Origin of the sequence: Rhodovulum sp. MB263 (genome assembly GCF_002073975.1) — a bacterium.
In the GTDB taxonomy this organism is placed as follows: domain Bacteria; phylum Pseudomonadota; class Alphaproteobacteria; order Rhodobacterales; family Rhodobacteraceae; genus Rhodovulum.
In genome coordinates, this window is record NZ_CP020384.1 from 402,226 (window position 1) to 423,113 (window position 20,888).

At 66.3% G+C, this 20,888-nt stretch carries 16 protein-coding genes and 1 pseudogene; 12 read left to right on the plus strand and 5 right to left on the minus strand.

What is annotated here, in order from left to right; all coding sequences use genetic code 11:
- The gene (locus B5V46_RS02050) at positions 1–468 is read left to right on the plus strand and encodes an L-2-amino-thiazoline-4-carboxylic acid hydrolase (RefSeq protein WP_080615043.1); all 468 of its coding nucleotides are present in this window, start codon (positions 1–3) and stop codon (positions 466–468) included.
- 3 nt (positions 469–471) lie between these two features.
- Positions 472–1,638, plus strand: coding sequence for a M20 aminoacylase family protein (locus B5V46_RS02055; RefSeq protein ID WP_080615044.1), 1,167 nt, complete (start codon positions 472–474; stop codon positions 1,636–1,638).
- Positions 1,639–1,744: 106 nt separating this feature from the next.
- Here the strand turns inward: B5V46_RS02055 and B5V46_RS02060 are convergent, their stop codons facing one another.
- The gene (locus B5V46_RS02060; RefSeq protein ID WP_080615045.1) at positions 1,745–2,542 is read right to left on the minus strand and encodes an ABC transporter permease; all 798 of its coding nucleotides are present in this window, start codon (positions 2,540–2,542) and stop codon (positions 1,745–1,747) included.
- A gap of 94 nt (positions 2,543–2,636) precedes the next feature.
- Here B5V46_RS02060 and B5V46_RS02065 point away from each other — a divergent pair, with 94 nt between their 5' ends.
- The 4 genes from B5V46_RS02065 to B5V46_RS02080 all read left to right on the plus strand — a co-directional run bounded on the left by B5V46_RS02065 (position 2,637) and on the right by B5V46_RS02080 (position 6,116).
- Positions 2,637–3,803, plus strand: coding sequence for a hypothetical protein (locus B5V46_RS02065; protein WP_155773892.1), 1,167 nt, complete (start codon positions 2,637–2,639; stop codon positions 3,801–3,803).
- Between the two features lie 3 nt (positions 3,804–3,806).
- Positions 3,807–4,466: an ABC transporter ATP-binding protein gene (locus B5V46_RS02070; RefSeq protein ID WP_080615047.1), complete on the plus strand. Its 660-nt coding sequence runs from the start codon at positions 3,807–3,809 to the stop codon at positions 4,464–4,466.
- Positions 4,463–5,494, plus strand: a complete 1,032-nt coding sequence (locus tag B5V46_RS02075) for a hypothetical protein (RefSeq protein WP_080615048.1) — start codon at positions 4,463–4,465, stop codon at positions 5,492–5,494. Before B5V46_RS02070 ends, B5V46_RS02075 begins: the two co-directional genes overlap by 4 nt.
- 181 nt (positions 5,495–5,675) lie before the next feature.
- Positions 5,676–6,116 (plus strand): VOC family protein, encoded by a 441-nt coding sequence (locus B5V46_RS02080; RefSeq protein WP_080615049.1) that lies wholly within the window; start codon positions 5,676–5,678, stop codon positions 6,114–6,116.
- A 262-nt stretch (positions 6,117–6,378) separates the two neighbouring features.
- On the opposite strand, the pseudogene B5V46_RS02085 reads toward B5V46_RS02080, so the two are convergent.
- From B5V46_RS02085 to B5V46_RS02100, 4 genes and pseudogenes are all read right to left on the minus strand, one after another.
- Positions 6,379–7,398, minus strand: a pseudogene (locus B5V46_RS02085) (IS110 family transposase).
- 1,070 nt (positions 7,399–8,468) lie between these two features.
- Positions 8,469–9,230 (minus strand): sulfotransferase family 2 domain-containing protein, encoded by a 762-nt coding sequence (locus B5V46_RS02090; protein ID WP_080615050.1) that lies wholly within the window; start codon positions 9,228–9,230, stop codon positions 8,469–8,471.
- Entirely contained in the window at positions 9,227–9,955 is a 729-nt protein-coding gene (locus B5V46_RS02095) for a CatB-related O-acetyltransferase (RefSeq protein WP_080615051.1), read from the minus strand. Before B5V46_RS02095 ends, B5V46_RS02090 begins: the two co-directional genes overlap by 4 nt.
- 45 nt (positions 9,956–10,000) lie before the next feature.
- On the minus strand, positions 10,001–12,421 hold the full coding sequence (locus B5V46_RS02100) for a glycosyltransferase (RefSeq protein ID WP_196774316.1): 2,421 nt from the start codon (positions 12,419–12,421) through the stop codon (positions 10,001–10,003).
- A gap of 306 nt (positions 12,422–12,727) precedes the next feature.
- On the opposite strand from B5V46_RS02100, the gene B5V46_RS02105 reads away from it, so the two are divergent.
- Genes B5V46_RS02105 through B5V46_RS02130 form a run of 6 tightly spaced genes read left to right on the plus strand, consistent with a single transcriptional unit; the run spans position 12,728 to position 20,887 of the window.
- Positions 12,728–15,007 carry a glycosyltransferase gene (locus tag B5V46_RS02105; protein WP_080615053.1) on the plus strand — a complete coding sequence of 760 codons (2,280 nt, stop codon included), beginning with the start codon at positions 12,728–12,730 and terminating at the stop codon, positions 15,005–15,007.
- Positions 15,004–16,917 (plus strand): class I SAM-dependent methyltransferase, encoded by a 1,914-nt coding sequence (locus B5V46_RS02110; RefSeq protein ID WP_080615054.1) that lies wholly within the window; start codon positions 15,004–15,006, stop codon positions 16,915–16,917. Before B5V46_RS02105 ends, B5V46_RS02110 begins: the two co-directional genes overlap by 4 nt.
- Positions 16,914–17,822 carry an NAD(P)-dependent oxidoreductase gene (locus B5V46_RS02115; protein ID WP_080615055.1) on the plus strand — a complete coding sequence of 303 codons (909 nt, stop codon included), beginning with the start codon at positions 16,914–16,916 and terminating at the stop codon, positions 17,820–17,822. Before B5V46_RS02110 ends, B5V46_RS02115 begins: the two co-directional genes overlap by 4 nt.
- The gene (locus B5V46_RS02120) at positions 17,823–18,836 is read left to right on the plus strand and encodes a GDP-mannose 4,6-dehydratase (protein WP_080615056.1); all 1,014 of its coding nucleotides are present in this window, start codon (positions 17,823–17,825) and stop codon (positions 18,834–18,836) included.
- A gap of 22 nt (positions 18,837–18,858) precedes the next feature.
- Complete coding sequence (locus tag B5V46_RS02125) at positions 18,859–19,881, plus strand: hypothetical protein (RefSeq protein WP_155773893.1); 1,023 nt, start codon at positions 18,859–18,861, stop codon at positions 19,879–19,881.
- 7 nt (positions 19,882–19,888) lie between these two features.
- Positions 19,889–20,887: a hypothetical protein gene (locus B5V46_RS02130; RefSeq protein WP_080615058.1), complete on the plus strand. Its 999-nt coding sequence runs from the start codon at positions 19,889–19,891 to the stop codon at positions 20,885–20,887.
- The last annotated feature ends 1 nt before the right edge of the window (position 20,888 follow it).

A 20,888-nucleotide genomic window follows, 5' to 3' on the forward strand; every position in this document is an offset into this window, starting at 1 on the left:
ATGAAAGACCTACCCATCCTCGAACGTCGCCGTATCGAGGCGATGATCCTGAAACATGTCTTCGACGTGATCTCGGAACGCGCGGGCCGGGCCGAGGCCGAGGCGGTGATCGGCGAGACCTGCTCGCGTTCGGCCATCGAACAGGGCAAGGCGCTGGCCGCCGATCTCGACCATCCGCCGACGCTCGAGGATTTCGCGGCGATCATGCCGAACTGGACGAAGGAAGACGCGCTGTCCATCGAGCCGATCGAGACCTCGGCCGAGAAGATGGATTTCAACGTTACCCGCTGCCGCTATGCCGAGATGTATCGCGAGATGGGGCTGGGCGAGATCGGGCATCTGCTCTCGTGCAACCGCGATGGCGATTTCTGCATCGGCTACAACCCCGAGATCGAGATGACCCGCACCCAGACCATCATGAAAGGGGCGAGCCATTGCGATTTCCGTTACCGGATGAAGAAGGACTGAGGCATGGCCGTCGAGAACTGGGTCGCGAAACACATCCCCGAACTGGTGGCGTTTCGCCATGACATGCACCGCAATCCCGAGCTGCTTTACGACCTGCCCCGGACCTCGGCCCGGGTCGCCGAGGCGCTGCGCGCGGCGGGGGTGGACGAGGTGCATGAGGGCATCGGCCGGACCGGCGTCGTCGGCGTGATCCGCGGCCAGAGCAACGTCTCGGGGCGGACCATCGGGCTGCGCTCGGACATGGACGCGCTGCCGATCCACGAGGAGACCGGCGCCGACTGGGCCTCGAGCGTGCCGGGCAGGATGCATGCCTGCGGCCATGACGGTCACATGACCATGCTTCTGGGCGCGGCGCGGCATCTGGCCGACAGCCGGGCTTTCGACGGCACCGTGATCGTGATCTTCCAGCCCGCCGAAGAGGGCGGCGCGGGCGCGAAGGCGATGATCGAGGACGGGCTGTTCGCGCGCTGGCCCTGCGACGAGGTCTACGGGATGCACAACCGCCCCGGCCTGCCGGTCGGGCAGTTCACCATCGCTCCGGGCCCGATCATGGCCTCGGTCGACGAGATCCGGATCACCGTCGCCGGGCGCGGCGGCCATGCCGGGCGGCCGAATCTGTCGGTCGATCCGATGCCGGCGGCGGCGGCGGTCATCCAGGCGGTGCAGGCGATCATCGCGCGGACCGTCGATCCGATCGATAGCGCCACGATCTCGCTTTGCACCATCCAGGGCGGCAATGCCTTCAACGTGATCCCGGCCGAGGTGACGCTGACCGGGACGGTGCGGGCGCTGCGCGAGGAGGTTCGCGACCATATCGAGGCCCGCCTGGCCGAGACCGTGGCCGGTGTCGCGGCGGGGTTCGGTGCGACCGGAACGCTCGACTACATCCGCCATTACCCGGTGACGGTGAACCATGAGACCGAGACCGCGCTTGCGGCAGAGGCCGCGCGTGCGGTGGCCGGAGAGGCGGCTGTCACCACCGACATGCCGCCCACGCTCGGCGGTGAGGATTTCTCGTTCATGCTGAACGAGGTGCCGGGCGCGCTGATCAATATCGGCAACGGGCCGAGCCAGGGCCTGCACCACCCGCGCTACGATTTCGACGACGAGGCCATCGGCTGGGGCTGTTCCTACTGGACGACGTTGGTGCGTCAGCGCCTGCCGCTCTGAGCCCGGCATCGTTGCGGGGCGGAGGCCTCCTCCGCCCCGTCTGCGGTCCCTCCTCCCCCCCCGAGGCCGAATCCCGAAGCCGAATCCCGGGGTCCGGGGACCGTGTTCAGACGTCGATCACGGCGCTTCGGTTGCGCAGCAGCAGGAAGCCGCCGACGAGGAAGCAGAAGGCCGCCACCCCGAGCGGGAAGCCGAGCACGACGTAATTGCCCTCGTAGACCGGATAGAACGCCTTGCGGGCTTCGCCGACGCAATGCACGATCGGGTTCCAGAACAGGATCTCGCGTGCGTCCCTGGGCAAGCTTTCATAGGTGAAGAACACCGCCGACAGGATGAAGAGCGGCCGGTTGATGATGTTCCAGACCCGTTGCCAGAGCGGCACGAAGGCGAAGATCACCGCGTTCAGCGTGCCGACCCCCAGCCCCAGCAGCGCTGCCGAGCCGATGGCGGCGAAGAGCGGGCCCAGTTGCAGCCGCACCGGGTCGTCGGTGATGACAAGCAGGGTCGAGAAGACCAGCACGCAGACGATGACGATGGTCAGGAACGAGAGGAAGAACCGTGCCAACACCGCGTCGAGCGGCGTCACGATCGGGAAATGCATCAGCGGCCGGTTCACCACGACCGAATTGCTGACCCCGCCCGCGATCTCGGAATAGGCGTGGAACGGGAGATAGCCGGTCGCGTAGAACAGGATGAAGCTTTCGCCCAGAGGCGGCGTGTGGATGAATTGCGAGAAGGCCAGGGCCAGGATCGCGATCATGCCGGCGGGCTCCAGCACCGCCCAGACATAGCCCCCCGGAGACCTGCCGTAGCGGGTGATCATCTCGCGGATCACCAATGCGCCGAAGACGCGCAGCGAGGGCAGGCGCCAGCCGGGACCGGGCCGTGGGTGGAACAGGGACATGCGACCTCCTCGACGAGGGTTGTTCACTCTGGCGTTGCGTCGCCGGAGCTTTCATCTACCATTACCCGCTCAATTCCGGTAGCTGGGCTGTACCGTGCAAATATCTTCCAATATCGAGGGTGGCCAGCGCGTCACCGGAGCGGTTTCCGACAAGGCGGAGACCCGGGCGCAGACCCGCCATCGGGTGATGCGGTTCGGATTCCTGGCAACGGTCGTCCTGCCGACCCTGCTGACCGCGCTTTACCTGTGGCTTTTCGCTGCCGACCAGTATCATTCCGAGGCGGCCTTCTCGGTCCGCTCCGAGGATTTCTCGAACCCGCTCGAGGCGCTCAGCGCCTTCACCCAGGTCGGGTCCTCCTCCTCGTCGGATTCGCAGATCCTTTACGATTTCATCCGCTCGCAGCCGCTGATCCAGAAGGTCGATGCCACGCTCGATCTGGGGGCGCTTTACGGCAAGCCCTCGCTCGATCCGGTCTTCTCGCTGGAAGACGATGCCTCGCGCGAGGACAAGCTCGATTACTGGCGGCGCATGGTGAAGGTCGCGGTCGACCCCTCGACCGGCGTGCTGTCGCTGCAGGTGCGCGCCTTCACGCCCGAGGATGCCCAGAGCGTCGCCAAGGAGATCCTGACCGAAAGCGGTTTCATGGTCGACGATCTCAGCCGCATCGCGCGGCAGGATGCGATCCGCTTCGCGCTCGAGGATGTCGAGGAAGCCGAGGCGATGCTGCGCGAGATCCGCCGCAATGTGCGGGTGTTCCGGCTGGAGAACGACATCATCGACCCGACCGAGGTGGCCGAGTCGCAGATGGGGGTGATCGCGGCGCTGGAATCGCAGCTTGCAAGCGCGCTGGTCGAACGCGAGACCATCGCCGGATTCGCCGGTCAGGAGGATCAGCGCGTCAAGCGGATCGACCGCCGGATCGAGGCGGTGCGCAGCCAGATCGACCAGGAACGCCGCCGGATCGGCAAGTCGACCTCGGGCCCGACCTCGCTGGTCGACGTGATCGGCTCCTATGAGGAACTGCTGGTCGATCTCGAATTCGCGCAGCAGGCCTATACCGCCGCGCTCGCCTCGGCGGAACAGGCCCGCGCCGAGGCCCGCCGCACCAGCCGCTATCTGGCGGTACATATCCCGCCGACCCTGGCCGAGGACAGCATCTATCCGCAGCGCTGGCTGCTGATCCTGCTGGTCCTGATCTGTTCCCTGGCGGCCTATGCCACGGTGCTGCTGGTCTATTACAACATCCGCGACCGGGGCTGAGCCATGCTCGAATTCCGTGCCGTGGAAAAGGCCTTCCGGTTGCCGGGCGGCGGGCGCCGCCGGATCCTCAGCGGGCTGACGCTCGATCTGCCGCAAAAATACCGGGTGGCGGTCATCGGGCGCAACGGCGCGGGCAAGTCGACCTTCCTGCGGATGGTCGCGGGCACGCTCCAGCCCGATCAGGGCGAGATCCGGCGCCGGGGTCGGATCAGCTGGCCGATGGGCTTTTCAGGCGGCTTCCACCCGGCGCTGACCGGACGGCAGAATGCGCGCTTCGTGGCGCGGATCTATGGCGCCGACAGCGACGATCTGGTCGAGGAAGTGGAGGCCTTCTGCGATCTCGGACCCTATTTCGATGCCCGGCTGCAGACCTATTCCTCGGGCATGAAGGCGCGTCTGGCGCTTGGGGTCAGCCTCGCCACCAATTTCGACTGCTATCTGGTCGACGAGATCACCGCAGTCGGCGACGCGGCCTTTCGCAAGAAGGCGCAGCGCACCTTCGCCGAGCGGCTGGACCGGGTGCAGGTGATCATGGTCTCGCATTCCGAGGGGACGCTGCGCGACTACTGCAACTCGGCGCTGCTGTTGCAGGACGGCGATGGCTGGTTCTTCGAGGATCTCGAGGAGGGGCTTGCCGCCTATCGCAAGTCCATCGCGTCGTGAGCCCTGGGCCGGTCTTCGGCCAGCCCCGTTTCCTGGCCGGTCCGCAATCGCCGACGGCCGATCTCTATTTCGGTTTTTCCCTTGCCGGGGCCATCGCGGCGGGCCGGGTCCGGCAGCTGGCGCCGACGGTGTTTCTCGCGGGCGACACGCTGGTCGTCATGCGCCACCTCGCGGGGCTCTGCCTGCTGCCGCGCTATCGCCGCCTGATCTATCTGATCGATGACGACATCCTGGCCGGGATTCGGGACCGGGCCCTGCCGCGCGCCTATCGTGCCAAGCTCGCGGCGCTCGAACTGCCCGCCGCCCTGCGTTGCGGCGCTGCTGCCGAGGCGGTGGTCGCGACCAGTCCGGCGCTGGTCGCGCAATGGCGCGCCCGGCAGCCCGGAAAGACCGTGATCGCGACCGCCCCGGCCTGGCCCGTGGCAGAGATGCCCGCGCCCCTGCAGGCAGCCCCGCTGCGGCGGATCGCGCTGATCATGGGGCGCAGCCATGCCCGCGACGCGGCGCCGCTCTGGGCGCCGCTGCTGGCGCTGCTCGACCGCCGGCCGGCGCTGGGCCTGACGGTTTCGGGCAATCTCGACCTGCCCGCCCCGGTCCGGAGCCATCCCCGCGTCGACATCCTGCCCGCCCGCGGCTGGGCCGACTATCTGGCCTGGCTGCGGAAGGCCCGGGCCGATATCGGGCTGGTGCCGCATTTCGCGGCGCGTGGCTTCAACGCCGCGCGCTCGGGCAGCAAGCTCGGCGAATACGCGATGACCGGTGCGGCGGTGCTGGGAGCCGAGGCCTGGGCCGAGGGACGTGCTGCTGCGGCGGCGGGCCGCTGTCTGGCCTTGCCGCCGGATCCGAAGGCCTGGATCGCCGCGATCGAGCGGCTGACAGAGGCGCCGGAGGAGGCCCGCGCCCTCGCGGCCCGCAACCGCTCTGCGCTGATCGCCGAGGATGCCTGCGGTCGCCAGCAGCGGCTCTGGTCCGATCTTCTGGGCATGGATCTCGTCGATCCCCGGGCTGTCGCTGCGGCACCGGGCTGAACCCCGGCGACAGTCCGCCCATTGCCCGCAGCGGGGCGCCGCTGTGGGAGAGGGGCGACCCTTCCGGGGCGCAGGTCCGGCCTCGGGGCCGAGACCGGAGCTTCGGGACCGGGCGGTTATCCTTTGCGGAACGCGGCATATCCGCAGATGATGCGACCGGGCGCAGATGGGGGAGACAGAGATGAACCGTACGTTTTCAGGGCTTGGGGTGCTTTTCGTTGCCGGTTTCGGGCCGATCACCACGGATCCCGCGCGCAGCCGCGCGCTTTATGTCGAGACACTGGGCCTGCCGCTTAAGTCCCATGGCGAGAACAAGGATTATCTTCTGACCGAGGATGGCGCATTGAGCGGATGCCGACATTTCGCGCTCTGGCCGCTTGTGCAGGCCGCGCAATCCTGTTTCGGCCTCGACGAGTGGCCCGCCGATCTGCCGACGCCGCAGGCATGGCTGGAATTCGATGTCGAGAATATCGCCAAGGCCACCGAAGCGTTGCTGGCTCGGGGCTGTCAGCTTCTGGTCGCCAACAGGCAGGAGCCGTGGGGCCAGAAGGTGACGCGCTTTCTCAGCCCCGAGGGCCTGCTGCTGGCCGTCACCGAAACGCCATGGTTGCGCGATCCCTGAGGCGCGGCGACCGAATGTCCTGTGTGGCTGGCTCCCGCCTAGCAAGATGTAAATGAGACTGCGTGTACCTTTTCAGAAGCGGTCTTGTGTCCGGCCTGTTTGTGCGGTTGGCACCGCTGGCCCTGATGGGATCCGCAGATCAGGTTCCTAACTGCTTTGCGGGCAATTTCGCCCGGGACATTCGGCGGAGCGTCCTGATCGTTGCGGCTGAAGGGTACACCATCACATCGTCGGTCTTGCTATCTCTCGAGCACTCGGCGGGCTACGCCGCGTGTGGTTTGCAGGGCGCGTCCCTGGTCAGAACGGCCCACATGATCCGTGCCGTCTTGTTTGCCATGGCCACGGTCGCGAGCCGGGCTGGCTTTCGCTGCAACAGCTTCGTCAGCCATGGATCGGCGCGTTCCGGATGATTGGCGACCTGTCGCACGCGCGATGTCATTCCGACGACGATAAGCTGGCGCAGGGATCGGTCACCCATCTTGGTGATCTTTCCCAACCGCTCCTTACCGCCGCTGGAATGATTGCGCGGTGTCAGGCCAAGCCACGCCGCAAACTCTCGACCGCTCCGGAATTGGCGGCCCGACCCGATCGTAGCGGCCACGGCCGAGGCCGTGACGGGCCCGACGCCGGGAATGGTCTGCAGGAGTTGCGCCTGGCGGCTGAGGCGGGCCTGAATACGCATCGTGATCTCGTACCAGCCGAGGCGATTGTGCAGATCGACCAGCTGTCGGCTGAGGACCCGCAGGACGTCCCGGGCGAGCTCGGGCAACCCCGGCTGCTTGCCCTCGATGATCCCTTTCGCAAAATCGATGGCCCGCGCGACGCCCCGGGCGATGGCGATGCCGAACTCCGCGGCCAGGCTCCGGAGCATGTTGATCAACTGGGTGCGCTGTCGAACCACGAAGTCGCGTGCGCGGTGCAGAGACAAGAGCGCCTGCTGGTCCTCGGATTTGATCTCGACGAAACGCATCGTCGGCCGTGTCACGGCTTTGCAAATGGCTTCTGCATCGACAGCGTCGGACTTGCCCCGTTTCACGCAGGGTTTGACATACATCGGCGGCATCAGCCGGACAGTATGGCCGAGCTTCGCAAGCTCGCGGCCCCGGTGGTGGCTCGATGCGCAGGCTTCGATGCCGATGAGGCAGGGCGACAGTCATCCGAAGAACGCCAGCACCTGCGCCCGGCGCAAAGGTCGGTTGAAGGCAACCTCTCCGATCGCGGTAACTCCGTGGACATGAAAGATGTTCTTGGCCAGGTCGAAGCCGACAGTGCTAACTTGCATGGCGTGGCTCCTCTCAGTTGCAGGTTCTGACACCTGCAGTATGGCGCATTGCGACGCCGGGGACGGGAGCCATCCACCCCATCTGCTAAGGGCCGGGCCCGCCGATATCCCCGCCGGGAAAGCGTGGGCGGGGCGGTCCCCAGCAGGGAAACGCCTGCCCCTCTCCGCGGCCTGCGTTTCCACGGCCGTCGCAGGGGGGCGGCATCGTGACTTAAGGTCAGCTCGAGGTCGCGCATATTAGGTGACATCGATATCGCACGCGGGTGCTGTCGGGACGTTTGGAGCCCTGCGAGATCGTCCTCTGTCCGGCCAGAGGCCAGACAGTGCGTGGCCGTCTGTTCGCCGCCCCGGAAATGCGCCGGATCGAGTACCGGCAGCCGCGTCAGCACGCTGTCGGGCGCCCCGGTGCGGCCCATCGCGAGACTGGCGCGTGCCCGCAGATAAAGCCGCGATTTATCCGGTCCCTGGCACTTTAGCAGGCGCGTGCAGATCCGTTCGGTGCGCGTCCATTCGCCGATTACGGCCACGATTTCGGAGCGGATGCGCTCCCGGTTGGGATGCCACGCCGCGCAATGCCGGAAGACGTGTCCGGAAAGGTCGCCGCGGCGGACCTTTTAGACAAGGCCGGGTTACCGCTCTGCGGCGATCCGGCCGGTGGCCGCTGCAGCCGTAGCAGCAGCCGGTGGCCCCATGCGATCCAGAAGCGTCGGCGCCAGCGGGGCGTCGGGCAGGAGCGCGAGCGCGGCTTCGGGATCGTCCAGTGCCTGCCAGGTGGAAAACCGGGCCTGAAGGATCCAGATCCGGCCGGGAACGCGGTCGGCGGTCTCTGCCTCCCCAGGTCTCGACGGCGTCGACGTGCCAGAGCCTGCGGGCCGCCGCACCCCGCAATGGCCGGGTATAGGCGCGGTCGGACGCGCGTGCGATCACCGCTTTGTACAGGTGGCAGCGCGGCTTCGGGGCCTTCGGCCAGCGCGTCCCGCACCAGCCTGGCTTTCCTCCTTCCGGAGGCCCGGGGCCGCCGCCGTTCCGGGCCCGGAGGAAAGACCGTGTCACCTGCCGGCGTCAGCCGATCAAGATACGCGGGACGAGAGCAGCTCGGCCATCAGCCTTTCGTCGAGAGAGACGAATTCGGCAAGCCGCGCGGCCGAGGCGTCGTGTTCGAACCGGTCAAGGAGCTTGGGCCAGCGCCGTTCGTCCGGGGCATGTTCGCCGGCATTGACGATCCGCCCGGCCAGTTCCACCGGCTTGCCGAACCGCGCCGAAAGATCGGCTTCCAGCCGCTGCAGCCGGTTGACCTCGTAGATCCCCTGAAGCGCCGCCGCGCCCTGCGCCGCCAGGTCCAGCCGCTCGGCCGCAGTCAGCTTGCGCAGCCGCTGGCGTCCCCGCATCCGCCGCGTCGCCAGATAGGAAGTATAGAAATTGTCGTAGTGATCGCGCACGAAGTTCTGCCAGGCGGGCGTGCCGCCGAAGAAATAGTCGTCGGCCGAAAGCTCGAGCGCCGCGCGCTTGCCGGTATTCGCGGGATGCGCCAGAGCCTCGGGCGACAGTGCCCGGGCCTCTTTCTGCAGGAAGAAGTAGAAAGAGGCGATCCGTTCGCGCGGGTCGCGCAGCACGGTGAAGGCAAAGCGATCGGGCGGCAGGGTCCCGAGCTCGGTCCAGTCGATATGGCCGGAATAGAGATCGTAACCGGGCGGCAACTGCGATCCGTCCGGGCATTGGGTATGCACCCGGACCGGCGAGACATGCTCGGGGCCGCCCACCAGTGCCTCGAGCGTGGCATGGATGCCCTGACCCGCTGTCTTCGGAATATGCAGGAAGACGATCGGGCTCATGCTGCGCCGCTCCCGAGATCGATCACATCGGGCCGGAATTCGGGCGTGTCGGTCATCTGCAGCACGCCTTCGGCAAAGGCCGCGGGATCGGTCGCGTCGAGATGGGTCATCTGCCAGGGGGCGAAGCGCCACCACTGCGCGCGCTGCATCAACTCGATCTGCTCGGGCGGCAGGCGGTATTTCTTGATCACGGCAGGGTTCCCCGCGACCACCGCATAGGGCGGCACGTCGCGCGCCACGACCGAACGCGCGGCCACGATGGCGCCGTCGCCGATGGTCACCCCGGCCCGGATCATGGCGCCATGGCCGATCCAGACATCGTTGCCGATGGTGGTGATCTTGGCCCTGGTCGGCGGTTTGCCATTGACGAAGCGGTAATCGTGATACTCGGCCGAGCCCGCGAAACCGTTGCCAAGTTCGAACACCCGGTCATGCAGGTAGAACATCGGGCTGGTCGAGGCCCAGGTCAGCGGATGGTCCTGACGGCCGATCTGCACCTCTTCGCCGAATGAGCAATAGCGCCCGATCCGCGCGGCGAAGCAATAGCCCGAGACCTGATAGGAGAAGGCGCCAAGCTCGATCGAAAACTCGTATTGCGTCCATTTCAGGCTGCAGGGCGCCTCGAGCCGGGTGCGGCGTGGCATCCTGAGCTTCGACGAGCCGCGCGGCAGAACCTCGACACCCTTGCCGGTCAGGTCTCCAATGGAAACGGTAACAGTACTCATCTGCTCTCCTGGCTGTTCTTGTCTTTGTCGGTTGTTCTGCCGGGCTCAGGCCGACAGTGCGGGCGGCATCGCGATGCCTGCGCCCAGATGCCGCCGCAGGTGGCGGTCGAGCGCCTCGCCCTCGCAGCCCAGCGGCAACAGATGGCCGTTGATCGCCGCCGCCGCCGCGCCGGCCTGCGCCCCGATGTCGTAGACGAAGACCGGCAGGCCGGTCGCGAGCGTTTCATGCGCGGCAAAGCAGAAGGTCTCGGGCCAGATCGACGGGATCAGCCAGCAGCCAATGCGGTATTTCTCGGCCAGATCGGCGATCTCGTCGCGCCCGTAGGCGCCGTGAACGCGGATGCGGCGATGGGCGAAGGCGGGGTCGATCTTGCCGATCACCACGATTCCGAGATCGGGTGCGGCTTTTTCGGCCAGATCGCGGAGGATGCCTGCGCCCTTGTTATGGCCGATGGCACCCAGCACACCCACTGTCAGCGAAGCGTCCCGTGGCGGGACGACCCGGCGCGGCAGGTGGTCGGGCCGGTGCGGCCGCAGCACGATCCGTCCGGCCAGCCCGGGCCAGATCCGGGTCAGGTGGTTGCGGCTGTCCTCGGAGAAGACGATCAGCTCGTCGGCACGCTCCATCACCCTGCGCCAGCCCGCGCGCCATGTCGCGATTTCGGGGGGGCGCCTGCCCGAGGTGACGGCGAGCCGGGCATAGCAGGACTGACAGGCCTCGGGCCCGGGCAGGCCACAGAACCGGCCCTTGCTGCCGATCAGCGTGTAGGACGGACAAAGCGGCAGGAAGTCGTGGAACAGCACCGACAGCCGGTCGCCGGGCGCAAGCCAGGACAGCGCCTGCTGCATGAGCCCCAGCGGGTCCTCGGACGCGACGAGGTTGGAATAGATGAGATGCCGGGCGTCGAGACCGGCCAGCATCGCGGCCAGATCGGAGGCGTCCAGCAGGCCCCGGGTGACCCCTTCGCGGCAGTAAAGCTCGACCTGAAGCCGGTCGGTGCCGGGCGCGTCGCGCAGGACCAGCGCCGCGGCGTCTTCGACCAGTACCTCCTCGAGCCGGGCCTGCAGCCAAAGCTCGGAGCCGCCGCCCAGTCGGTGCGCCAGATAGATCCGGAGCGCGCCGCGCCCGAGCATGCCGATCCCGACCGCGAGGCGCGGGCCGACCAGCGGGTCGCTGTCGCGGAATTGCTGCACCATCAGGTCGTAACCCGGATAGCGGTTCGAGATCAGCCGGTTGTTGGCACGCACACGCTCGGCCTTCTCGGCGCCGAACGAGCTGCCCGAACGGTGTTCGACGAAGAGATGCGCGGCGCAGACATGGCGCGCGCCCAGTGCTGCGGCCTTGCGGCACCAGTCGACCTCTTCTCCATAGCCGCGGCCGAAGGCGGTATCCAGCTCGGGCAGCAGGTCGAGCCAGTGCCGGGCCATCGCCATGCAGAAGCCCACGCCGACCGGCGCCTCGCAGAGTGCCCGGCGCCAGTTCAGCCGGGCGGCCGCGCGATCGGCGGCCTCGGCTTCGCCCGGGCCCAGCGGCCGGGGCCGGCATTCGACCGGCACATCGAAGATCTCGGCATCGTTCGACAAGGGCGTCACCGAGGCGATCGAGGCATCGTCGAGGATCGGGGCCATCAGTCGGGTCAGCCAGCCCGGCGGCACCAGCGCATCGCTGTTGAGCAGCACGACATGGCCCCGCGCCTCGGCAAGGCCGCGATTGACGGTGCCGATGAAACCCAGATTCTGCTGATTGACCAGAAGCCGCGCCTGCGGATGGCGGCGGACGAAATCTTCCAGCAGCGGCCGCACCCCCGGGTCGGGCGAGGCGTCGTCGATCAGGATCAACCGGTGCGGCTCCGCCGTGTTGGCGGCGATCCGCTCGAGGCAGAGCGTCAGCACCTCGACCGCGTTATAGACCGGCAGCACGATGTCGACGGGCTCGGTCAGGGGGGGCATCGGGCAGTCGCCGACAAGCTCCGTGCCTGCCTCGGGCATATGGTCCGCATCGACAAGCTGCGGCAGCAGCGCGCGTTCCAGCCGGTCGCCGGCGGCGCTGTCGCCCCTGAGGAAATAGCCGATGAGATCGGCATTGTGACGAAACGGGAACAGGATGAGGCTGAGCGCGGCGCGCAGGCCGCCGAAGGCGTAATCGCGGGCCCGAAACAGCGGCACCCGGATTTCCTGGCCACTTCGGACATCGTGCCAGGTCAGGAAGCGCATGCCTGGAAGATCGTGCCTGATCCTGCCTTCCGCATCGGGGGCCAGCAGCATCGTCGCGGCCTCGGAGCCGACCCGCGCGATGCGCGCGGCACCTGCCGAGATCCGGATGACGCCGTCTGCTGTCTGCAGATCCAGCTGACCCGGGCGATCATGGTCGAATGGCAGCGCGATGCCCTTCCGGCGCCCGCGCATCCGCATCCAGAAAAATGTCTTGAGTACCCGCCGCGTGGCCGCGAGCCGTGAGGTCGTCATGTCAGCCCGTCTTCGTTCAGCAGTCTCCCCGTGGTAGCTGATGGCCATGGCCAAGGCAACTCACGGGAGGGGGAGCCGTCGCGTCGCTGGCGACGATCCGCACAAGCAAGCGTTGCTTTGGTAATTGAATTGAAACCTCCTGGGCGAACGTGTATGAATTAATCGAAATAGGAAAGTTTGTTTACGGGCACGTGTTCCGGATTTCCTGTATGTGTCGCCTTCTCGTGCGATGTTGAATTCCCTGTTATCGAGTGAGCCTTTGACCGAGAGGCGAATGATCCGGCGATAGCCCGCAAGGGATCGACCATGGTTTCACCGATCGGACGAGTCGGCGCGGCGCTGCGCAATTCGAAAGTCATTCGTGCGATCGCCCGCGATTTCGATGCCCGCTGGTATCTGACCCAATACCCCGATGTCGCCGAAACAGGAATGAAGCCGTTGGTGCATTACGTGCGCTACGGTGCCCGGGAAGGCCGCAATCCCCGTCCCGATTTCGACGGGATGAGCTATCTTGAGATCAATCCCGATGTCCGCGATGCAGGCCTGAACCCGTTCTATCACTGGGTCAGGTTCGGCCGCGCCGAGGGCCGGGTCATCTCGCATGACCCTGGCGACGGGGGCAGTTCTTCCGGCGAGATGCCGGTGCTGAAATTCTCCGGCCTGTTCACGCCGCTCGATTGTATCGCGGCCTCGCAGCTGCGGCGGCTCGACCTGACCAGGCTGCCCGATACGCTGATGGGGCGCGGCTTTCCCTACGGGATCGCGCCCGGCCCGGTGAGCTTTCCGCTTGTGCTGTTCTGCGATGGCACGGGCGATGTACCGGCCGATCGCATCCAGCAGGCGCTGGCCCTGACCACCGGCACGGTCCATGTGCTGAGCCCGAGTGCCGGGCGGCGCCGGGGCAAGGGGCGCGACCGGCTGCGATACTGGAACCGCACCGCCGATGCCGCACTGGCCGATCTGAAGGCCGTGCTGAAGGGGCTCGATGGCGAATTCGTGGGGCTGTGGGAGGTCGCCTTCTCGCCCGCGATCTCGGCCTGGCATTTCCTCGGGGCGGCCTTGCGGCACGATCCCGTGCTTGCCCATGCCGGGGCCTCGCTGGTCCGGGGCGACGGTCGGCTCTGGCGCTCCGGCTTCCGGGTGCGGGCAGGCCAGGAGGGCCTTGTGGCGCTGGGGCGCGATGCCCATTTCCTCGATCCGTTCCAGTTCCGGCTGAAACCCTCGGCGATGCTCGATCCGGGCTTCGGCCTCGCCCGGGTCGAGGCGTTGCGCGATGCCGCGGCCCGGGTCCGGGGCAAGGACGGGCCTCGCATGACCGAGGCCATCGTCCGGCTCGCGGCCCCGCTGGCAGGGTCCGGCCGGCCGGTCTTCGCGGTGCAGGGCTGCGCCCTGGTCCTGTCGGATGACGAGCCCTCCGAGCCGCCGGAACCGGCGAAAGCCGATGACGGCAGGTTGCCGAACAATCCCGGGCCGGCCGACGCCGTGATCTTCGTCGACAGCGTGCCGCCGATGCCCGATCAGGATGCCGGTTCGGTCACCGCGTCGAACTTTATCGACATCTTTCTCGAGCGCGGCGCCGAGGTGGTGTTCTACAGCACCGCCCGGCGGATGTGGGACAACCCCTATGCGCTGGCGCTGGCGGCGCGCGGCGTGGTCTGCCTGACCGATCCGGTGGTGCGCAACTATGCCCAGGCCTGCGAGCATATCGCCGCCGCGGGATATGACCGGCTCTCCTTCCTGCTGACCCGGATCTATGCCGGCGGCGAATTCGTCGAGCGGACCCGCGCCCGGTTTCCGCAGGCGCGGCTGGTGTTCAACACCGTCGATCTGCACGGCCTGCGCGAGCTGCGCGAGGCGCGGATCGCCGGAAGCACCGCGCGTGCCTTCGCGGCCCAGACCACCTTCGCCCGTGAACGCGACATCATTCAGCGTTGCGATGCGACGATCCTTCTGTCCGAGGCCGAGATGAACGAGCTTTCGCCGACGCTCGGCCATGCCAATCTGCACCTGATCCCGATGGTCAACGAGTTCAGCCCGCCCAGGGCGGGATACAGCCAGCGCCGGGGGCTGATGTTCATCGGCGGTTTTGCGCATCATCCCAATATCGACGCGGTCGAATACATTCTCGATGAGCTCTGGGCGCCGATCCGGGCCCGCGATCCAGAGATGGTGCTGAAGATCGTCGGACCGCATTTCCCCGCGCGGCTGCGGGACCGCCTGCCCGAAGGGGTCGAGGCGCTGGGCTTCGTGCCCGATCTGGGCGCGGCCCTCGAACAGGTGCGGCTGAGCCTGGCGCCGCTGCGCTACGGGGCGGGCATCAAGGGCAAGATCGGCACCAGCCTCTCTCATGGCGTGCCCTGCGTCGCGACCTCGCTGGCGGCCGAGGGCATGGGATTGCAGGCCGGTCGCGACATCCTCGTCGCCGATACCCCCGAGGCCTTTGCCGAGGCCGTTCTCAGCCTTCATGGAGACGAGATGCTCTGGACCCGAATGAGCCGCGCCGGATACGATTTCTGCGAGGCCCGCTATTCGCGTCGCGCGGTCGCGGCGAAACTGAATGCGCTGCTCGACGAGGTCTCGGCATGAAGGACGGGACCATGGCCGCTCCGTATCTTCGTGTCGTCCCCGAGACCGGGGCCGGGACCGGGACTGCGCTGCGCTTCTTCACCATCTGTGCCCGGAATTTCCTGCCGGGGGCGCGGATCCTCTGCGACAGCGTGCGTCGCGCCCATCCCGACGCGGTTTTCACCGTCTATCTCTGCGATCGCGACATGGGCTACGACCCCGAGGCGCTGGGGATGACTGTCGCGCCGCTGGAGGTGCTGGGCATTCCCGCGCTCGAGCGGATGATCCGGACCTACAACATCACCGAGCTCTGCACCGCGATCAAACCCTACTGCTTCCTGAGGGAATTCTCCCAGAGCCGGGCAGAGGCGGCAGAGCAGGCGCCCCATGTGGTCTATCTCGATCCCGATATCGAGCTTTTCAGCCCGCTCATCGAGGTCGCCGGGGCTCTCGATGCGGGCGCTTCGGCGGTGCTGACGCCGCATGTCCTGAAACCGGCCGAACGCGCCGAGTTCGAGGACGACCATTTCCTGCGCTACGGGATCTACAATCTCGGCTTCATTGCGCTTCGCGCAACCGAGGCAGTGGCCGATGTGGTCCGCTGGTGGGCGCGGCGGATGGTCGACCAGTGCATCATCGACCTGCCGCGCGGCATCTTCGTCGACCAGAAATGGATGGATCTGCTGCCGGGCTTTCTCGACAATGTCCATGTGCTGCGCCATCCGGGCTACAATGTCGCCTACTGGAACCTGCACGAACGCCGGATCCACGGCCCCGACAGCGCGCTGCAATGCAACGGCCAGCCGCTCCGCTTCGTGCATTACAGCGGTATCATCCTCGAGGATGTCGAGCAGCTGTCGCGCCATAGCGGCATGTTCTACATCTCGAACTCGTTCGGTTACGGGCCGCTGGTCCGGCGCTACCGCGCAAGGCTGACGGCGCCCGAGAACCGGCGGCTCAGGCAGATGCCCTATGCCTTCTTCTGGAACGGCGCGGCGGGCAGCAATGAGCACACGCCCGGCGATGGCGGGGCGACCTCATGGAGCAGGCCCGAGTCCTTCCTGCTCGCGCGGCAGGCCTTCACCATGGAGCAGTATCTCGGCTTTCTGACGGCCGAGACCCGCGAGATCGAGAGCCGCCGCACGACCGAGGCCGTTCTGACACCCAGGGACGGCCGCGAGGCGTTCGAGTTTCCGGGCTATTGCGCGGTCTGCGGCGGCCACCATCCGATGGTGACCAGCTTTCTCTACAGCGGCGCGACCGATGCCGAGGGCATCCCCGTTCCGAACTGGCGCGAGCATGTCGCCTGCCGCTCCTGCGGCCTGCCCAACCGCGTGCGCGCCTCGGTTCACCTGTTCCTGCAGGAATTCGATCCGGCGCCGGACAGCCGGATCTACATCACCGAACAGAAAACCGTGCTTTACGATGTGCTGGCCCGCCGGTTCTCCCGGCTGACCGGCAGCGAGTATTTCGGCAACCGCGTGCCGAAGGGCGGCATGTTCGAGGGGGTCCGGAACGAGAATTTCGAGGCGCTGAGCTTCCAGTCGGAAAGCTTCGATTACCTGCTCAGCTTCGACGTGCTCGAACATGTGCCGCATCCCGAGCGCGCCTTCGCCGAGGCATTCCGGGTGCTCGAACCGGGCGGCACCCTGATCTTCAGCGTGCCCGCACATCTCGACCGCTATCCCAGCACGATCCGCGCCGAGCTCGCGTCCGACGGCCGCATCGTCCATCACCTGCCCGCCGAGATCCACGGCAACCCGGTCGACGAAGAGGGCGGCGCGCTGTGCTTCCGCCATTTCGGCTGGGACGTGATGGACATGCTGCGCGAGGCCGGGTTCCGGCGGCCCTTCATCTTTCATTACTGGTCGCGCGAATTCGGCTATCTCGGCCCCGGTCAGGCCCTGTTCGTGGCCGAGAAGCCCAGATGAGCGGTGCTGGCACGCGGGTCTGCGCCGTGACCGGCCCCGGCGGTTTCGTCGGCGGCCATCTCGTTCCGGTCCTGGCCGCGCGGGGCTGGCAGACCGTGCCGATGGGGCGCGCCGCCGCCGATTTCTCGGATCCCGGGACGCTGGCCGCCTGGCTTGCCGGTCATGGCGTCACCGATCTGGTGCATCTGGCCGCGGAATCGAACCCCGCGGGCGGCGATCCCCGCGCCTTCTACGAGACGAACGCCTTCCTGACCGAGCGGCTGTTGCAGGCCGCCGCGACGGCCGGGCTGCCGGGCCGGTTCCTGCTGGTCAGCGCCACCAGCGTCTATGGCGACAGCGGGCCCGCGCCCCAGCGCGAGACCGACCCGAAACAGCCGCCCAACCATTACGGTGCCTCGAAGCTTTTGGCCGAGGTCTTCGCGGGCTGGTATCGCGACCGGCTCGATATCACGATCGCGCGGCCCTCGAACTGCATGGGGGCGGGGCAGAACCCGCGCTATCTGGTGCCGAAGCTGGTCCGGGCCTTTGCCGAGCGCGCCCCCGAGATCGCCATGGGCGACACCGCCATCGCCCGCGATTTCGTCGATATCCGCGATGCCGCCGATATTCTGGCCCGCGCGCTCGATGCCCCCGCGCGCAGCCTCGACGCGGTCAATGTCTCAAGCGGGCGGGCCACGGCCATTGCCGAGATCCTGGAAACCCTGACCCGAATCAGCGGCCACGCCCCCGAGATCCGCCGCGACGAACGCTTCATCCGCACGGGCGACATGCGGTTTCAGGCCTGCGACACCGCCCGGGCCCGGCGCCTCGGCCATGTGCCGCGCTATCGGCTGGCCGACACCCTGAGCTGGATGCTCGCCGCCGCCCCTTCCGTTCCGGAACCAGTCGAGACGAGGTTGCCCTGAATGCCCAAGCGCGCGCTGATAACCGGGATCACCGGAATGGTCGGCTCTCACCTGACCGATTTCCTGCTGGCCGAGACCGACTGGGACATCACCGGCATGGCCCGCTGGCGCAGCCCGATGGACAACATCGCCCATCTGACCGACCGCATCAACCAGCGCGACCGGCTGCGCCTCGTGCATGGCGATCTGCGCGACTCGCTTTCGCTGCTGCACGCGGTCGAGGAGGCCCGGCCCGACTATGTCTTCCACCTGGCCGCGCAATCCTATCCAAAGACCTCGTTCGAGGCCCCGCTCGAGACCTATGACACCAATGTCGAGGGCACCTCGCGCCTTCTGGAAGCGATCAAGCGGACGGTGCCCGGGGCGGTCGTGCATGTCTGCGCCTCTTCCGAGGTCTTCGGCCGGGTCCCACGCGACAAGCTGCCCATCGACGAGGAATGCACCTTCCACCCGGCCTCGCCCTACGCGATCTCGAAGGTGGGCACCGATCTCATCGGCCGGTTCTACGGCGAGGCCTATGGCATGAAGGTGATGACGACGCGGATGTTCACCCATACCGGGCCGCGCCGGGGCGATGTCTTCGCGGAATCGTCCTTCGCCAAGCAGATCGCGCTGATCGAGGCCAATGCCATTCCTCCGGTGATCCGGGTCGGCAATCTCGACAGCCTGCGCACCTTCGCCGATGTGCGCGACGCGGTGCGGGCCTATTACATGCTGGTGACGGTGAAGCCGCTGCCCGCTGCCTATTACAATATCGGCGGCGAGCATACCTGCACCATCCGCGAGATGCTGGAGCATCTGATCGGCCTCTCGTCGGCGCGCGACAGCATCCGGGTCGAGACCGATCCCGAGCGCCTGCGCCCGATCGATGCCGACCTGCAGGTGCCCGATACCGCCAAGTTCCGCGCCCATACCGGCTGGGCGCCCGAAATTCCCTTCGAGACGACGATGCGCGACCTCCTGGACTACTGGCGCGGCCGCGTGGCCGAGGGCGCGGTCCGGCTGGTGCGGTAGCAAGAAACGGGAGGCTGAGGAAATGAAGTCAGCATTGATATGCCCCGGGCCGGGAAAGTCGGGAACGACATTACTGGACTTCCTGTTTCATAACATAAAGCACTGCTACGGGCCGCGCGAAGGAAAGGAGTATTCCTTCTTCGCGAAGGATCGCGATTTCCCCTATGAGAATGTCTTCGACGTCGACGGGAATGATGCCGGTGCCCTGAGGTTCGAATTCAGTCCGGGCTACACGACAGTCATCGAGCCTTCCTGGCACAAGAGCATTGTGGAGAGAATCCGGAAGAGCGTCGAAAACCCGTTCGTGGTTTTCACCATCCGCGAACCCGTGTCGCGCAGCATGTCGGCTTACCATCATTTTCTTCAGCCTTATTCAAGATTCGGGCAGGAGCGGCATTCGGCGGACTCGCGTTGCCTGTCGGATCCCTATCGCAAGACTTTCGATGAGGCTGTTCGGTCCGATCAGCTGATCGGCTGCCTCTTGTCGGACATCGTGGGCTTTTATGTCGACAGCTTCGGCCGGGATAATGTCATGTTCTTCTTTCTCGAGGAGGACGCGGCTGCCTTCGATCGCTTTTACGATTTCGTTCTCGACCGGACCGGCTTTGATGCACCGAACACGCGCCGCGGTGCGGAAATTCCCAGGGTTTCCAACGGCAGGGGGCATCCGCGATATTATTATGCGCGGGATGAGAATGTCTGCATTCGCAACAGCGCGGGGGACGAGGCGTATCTGCCGGCCGGACAGTTCTATATCTGCAATGATCGCGGGCATGAGATCATAAAGGACATGGATCCTGCAACCGCCGCCGCCTGCATGGAGGCGCAGGAGATCTGGACCCGCGAATTCAGTGCCGGTTACCAGTCCGATCTTTTCGACGACCTGTTCCGCGCGGATTTCCAGAAGCTGTCGGAGTACTGGGTGCCGGGCAGCTATGCCGGAACGATCCCCGATTATTTCAACTGGACCTACAGGGACAGGGTCGTTCCCCGGGCCGAGCCGGATTTCGACCTGCTGAAAAATGCTTCGCTTTCGACCATATGAGAGAAAAATGACCCGACGCGCGATCCTGCATATCGGCCGGCACAAGACCGGGACCACCGGGCTCCAGCTTTTCCTTGAAAGCCGCGGGGCAGAGCTGGAAAAGGCCGGGTTCTGCTATCCCCGGTCGGGGCGCGACCTGTCGCCCGGTCAGTCCCGCGAGGACCAGTGCGCGCATCATGGCCTGGCCCGCAGTCTGATGGGACCGCGCGACATCGTGCGACAGCGGCTGATGGCCCTGCGTCCGGCCTTTCTCGACGAGGTCAGGAACGCCCATACCGTGATCCTCAGCAGCGAGGGGTTCCAGAATGTCGCGCATCTGGACCTTCTTGCCGAGTTTCTGGACGGGTTCGAGATCGAGACGATCTGCTATCTGCGCGAATATCTCGCCTATGTGACCAGTTCCTATGCCCAGGAAATCAAGGGGTCGGGGTTGGCCACCGATTTCACCTTCTTCGAGGAACGTTTCGGTCTCGGTCTGCCCGGTTTCATGATGATCTGGGGGCAGGTCGCCCGGCGTTGCAAATGGCGGCTTTATGATCGCGCGAGGCTGATCGAGGGCAATGTGATCGCGGATTTCGTTGCCACGGCGGGTTTGCCTTTGCAGCCGCCGCAGAACGCGTCCGAGTCGAACCTGACGATCTCGGGCAATCTGCTCGGTTTCAAGCTGCTGCTGAACATGCTGGGGCTGCATATGCGCGAATTCGGAGCGCCGATGAATGATCTGGCAATGGCGCATGCACGTTTCCGCGGGCCGATCCACGTGGATCTTCCCACGCAACAACGGATGCGGGGGGGCAATTCCTGCAACCGGACCTTGAGAGATCTTTTCGGCGAGGTTCCGGAAGTCGATTTCGAGGCAGGGAACCGGATCTTCGATCTCACCAGCCTGGAACGGGACATGCAAACGATCCTGCCGAAATTCGCAGAGTTCGATCGGGTCGCCAGCCATCCGCTGATCGCGGCTCTGGCCAGGGGGCAAATCGGTGTTTTCGACCATGTGAGATGAG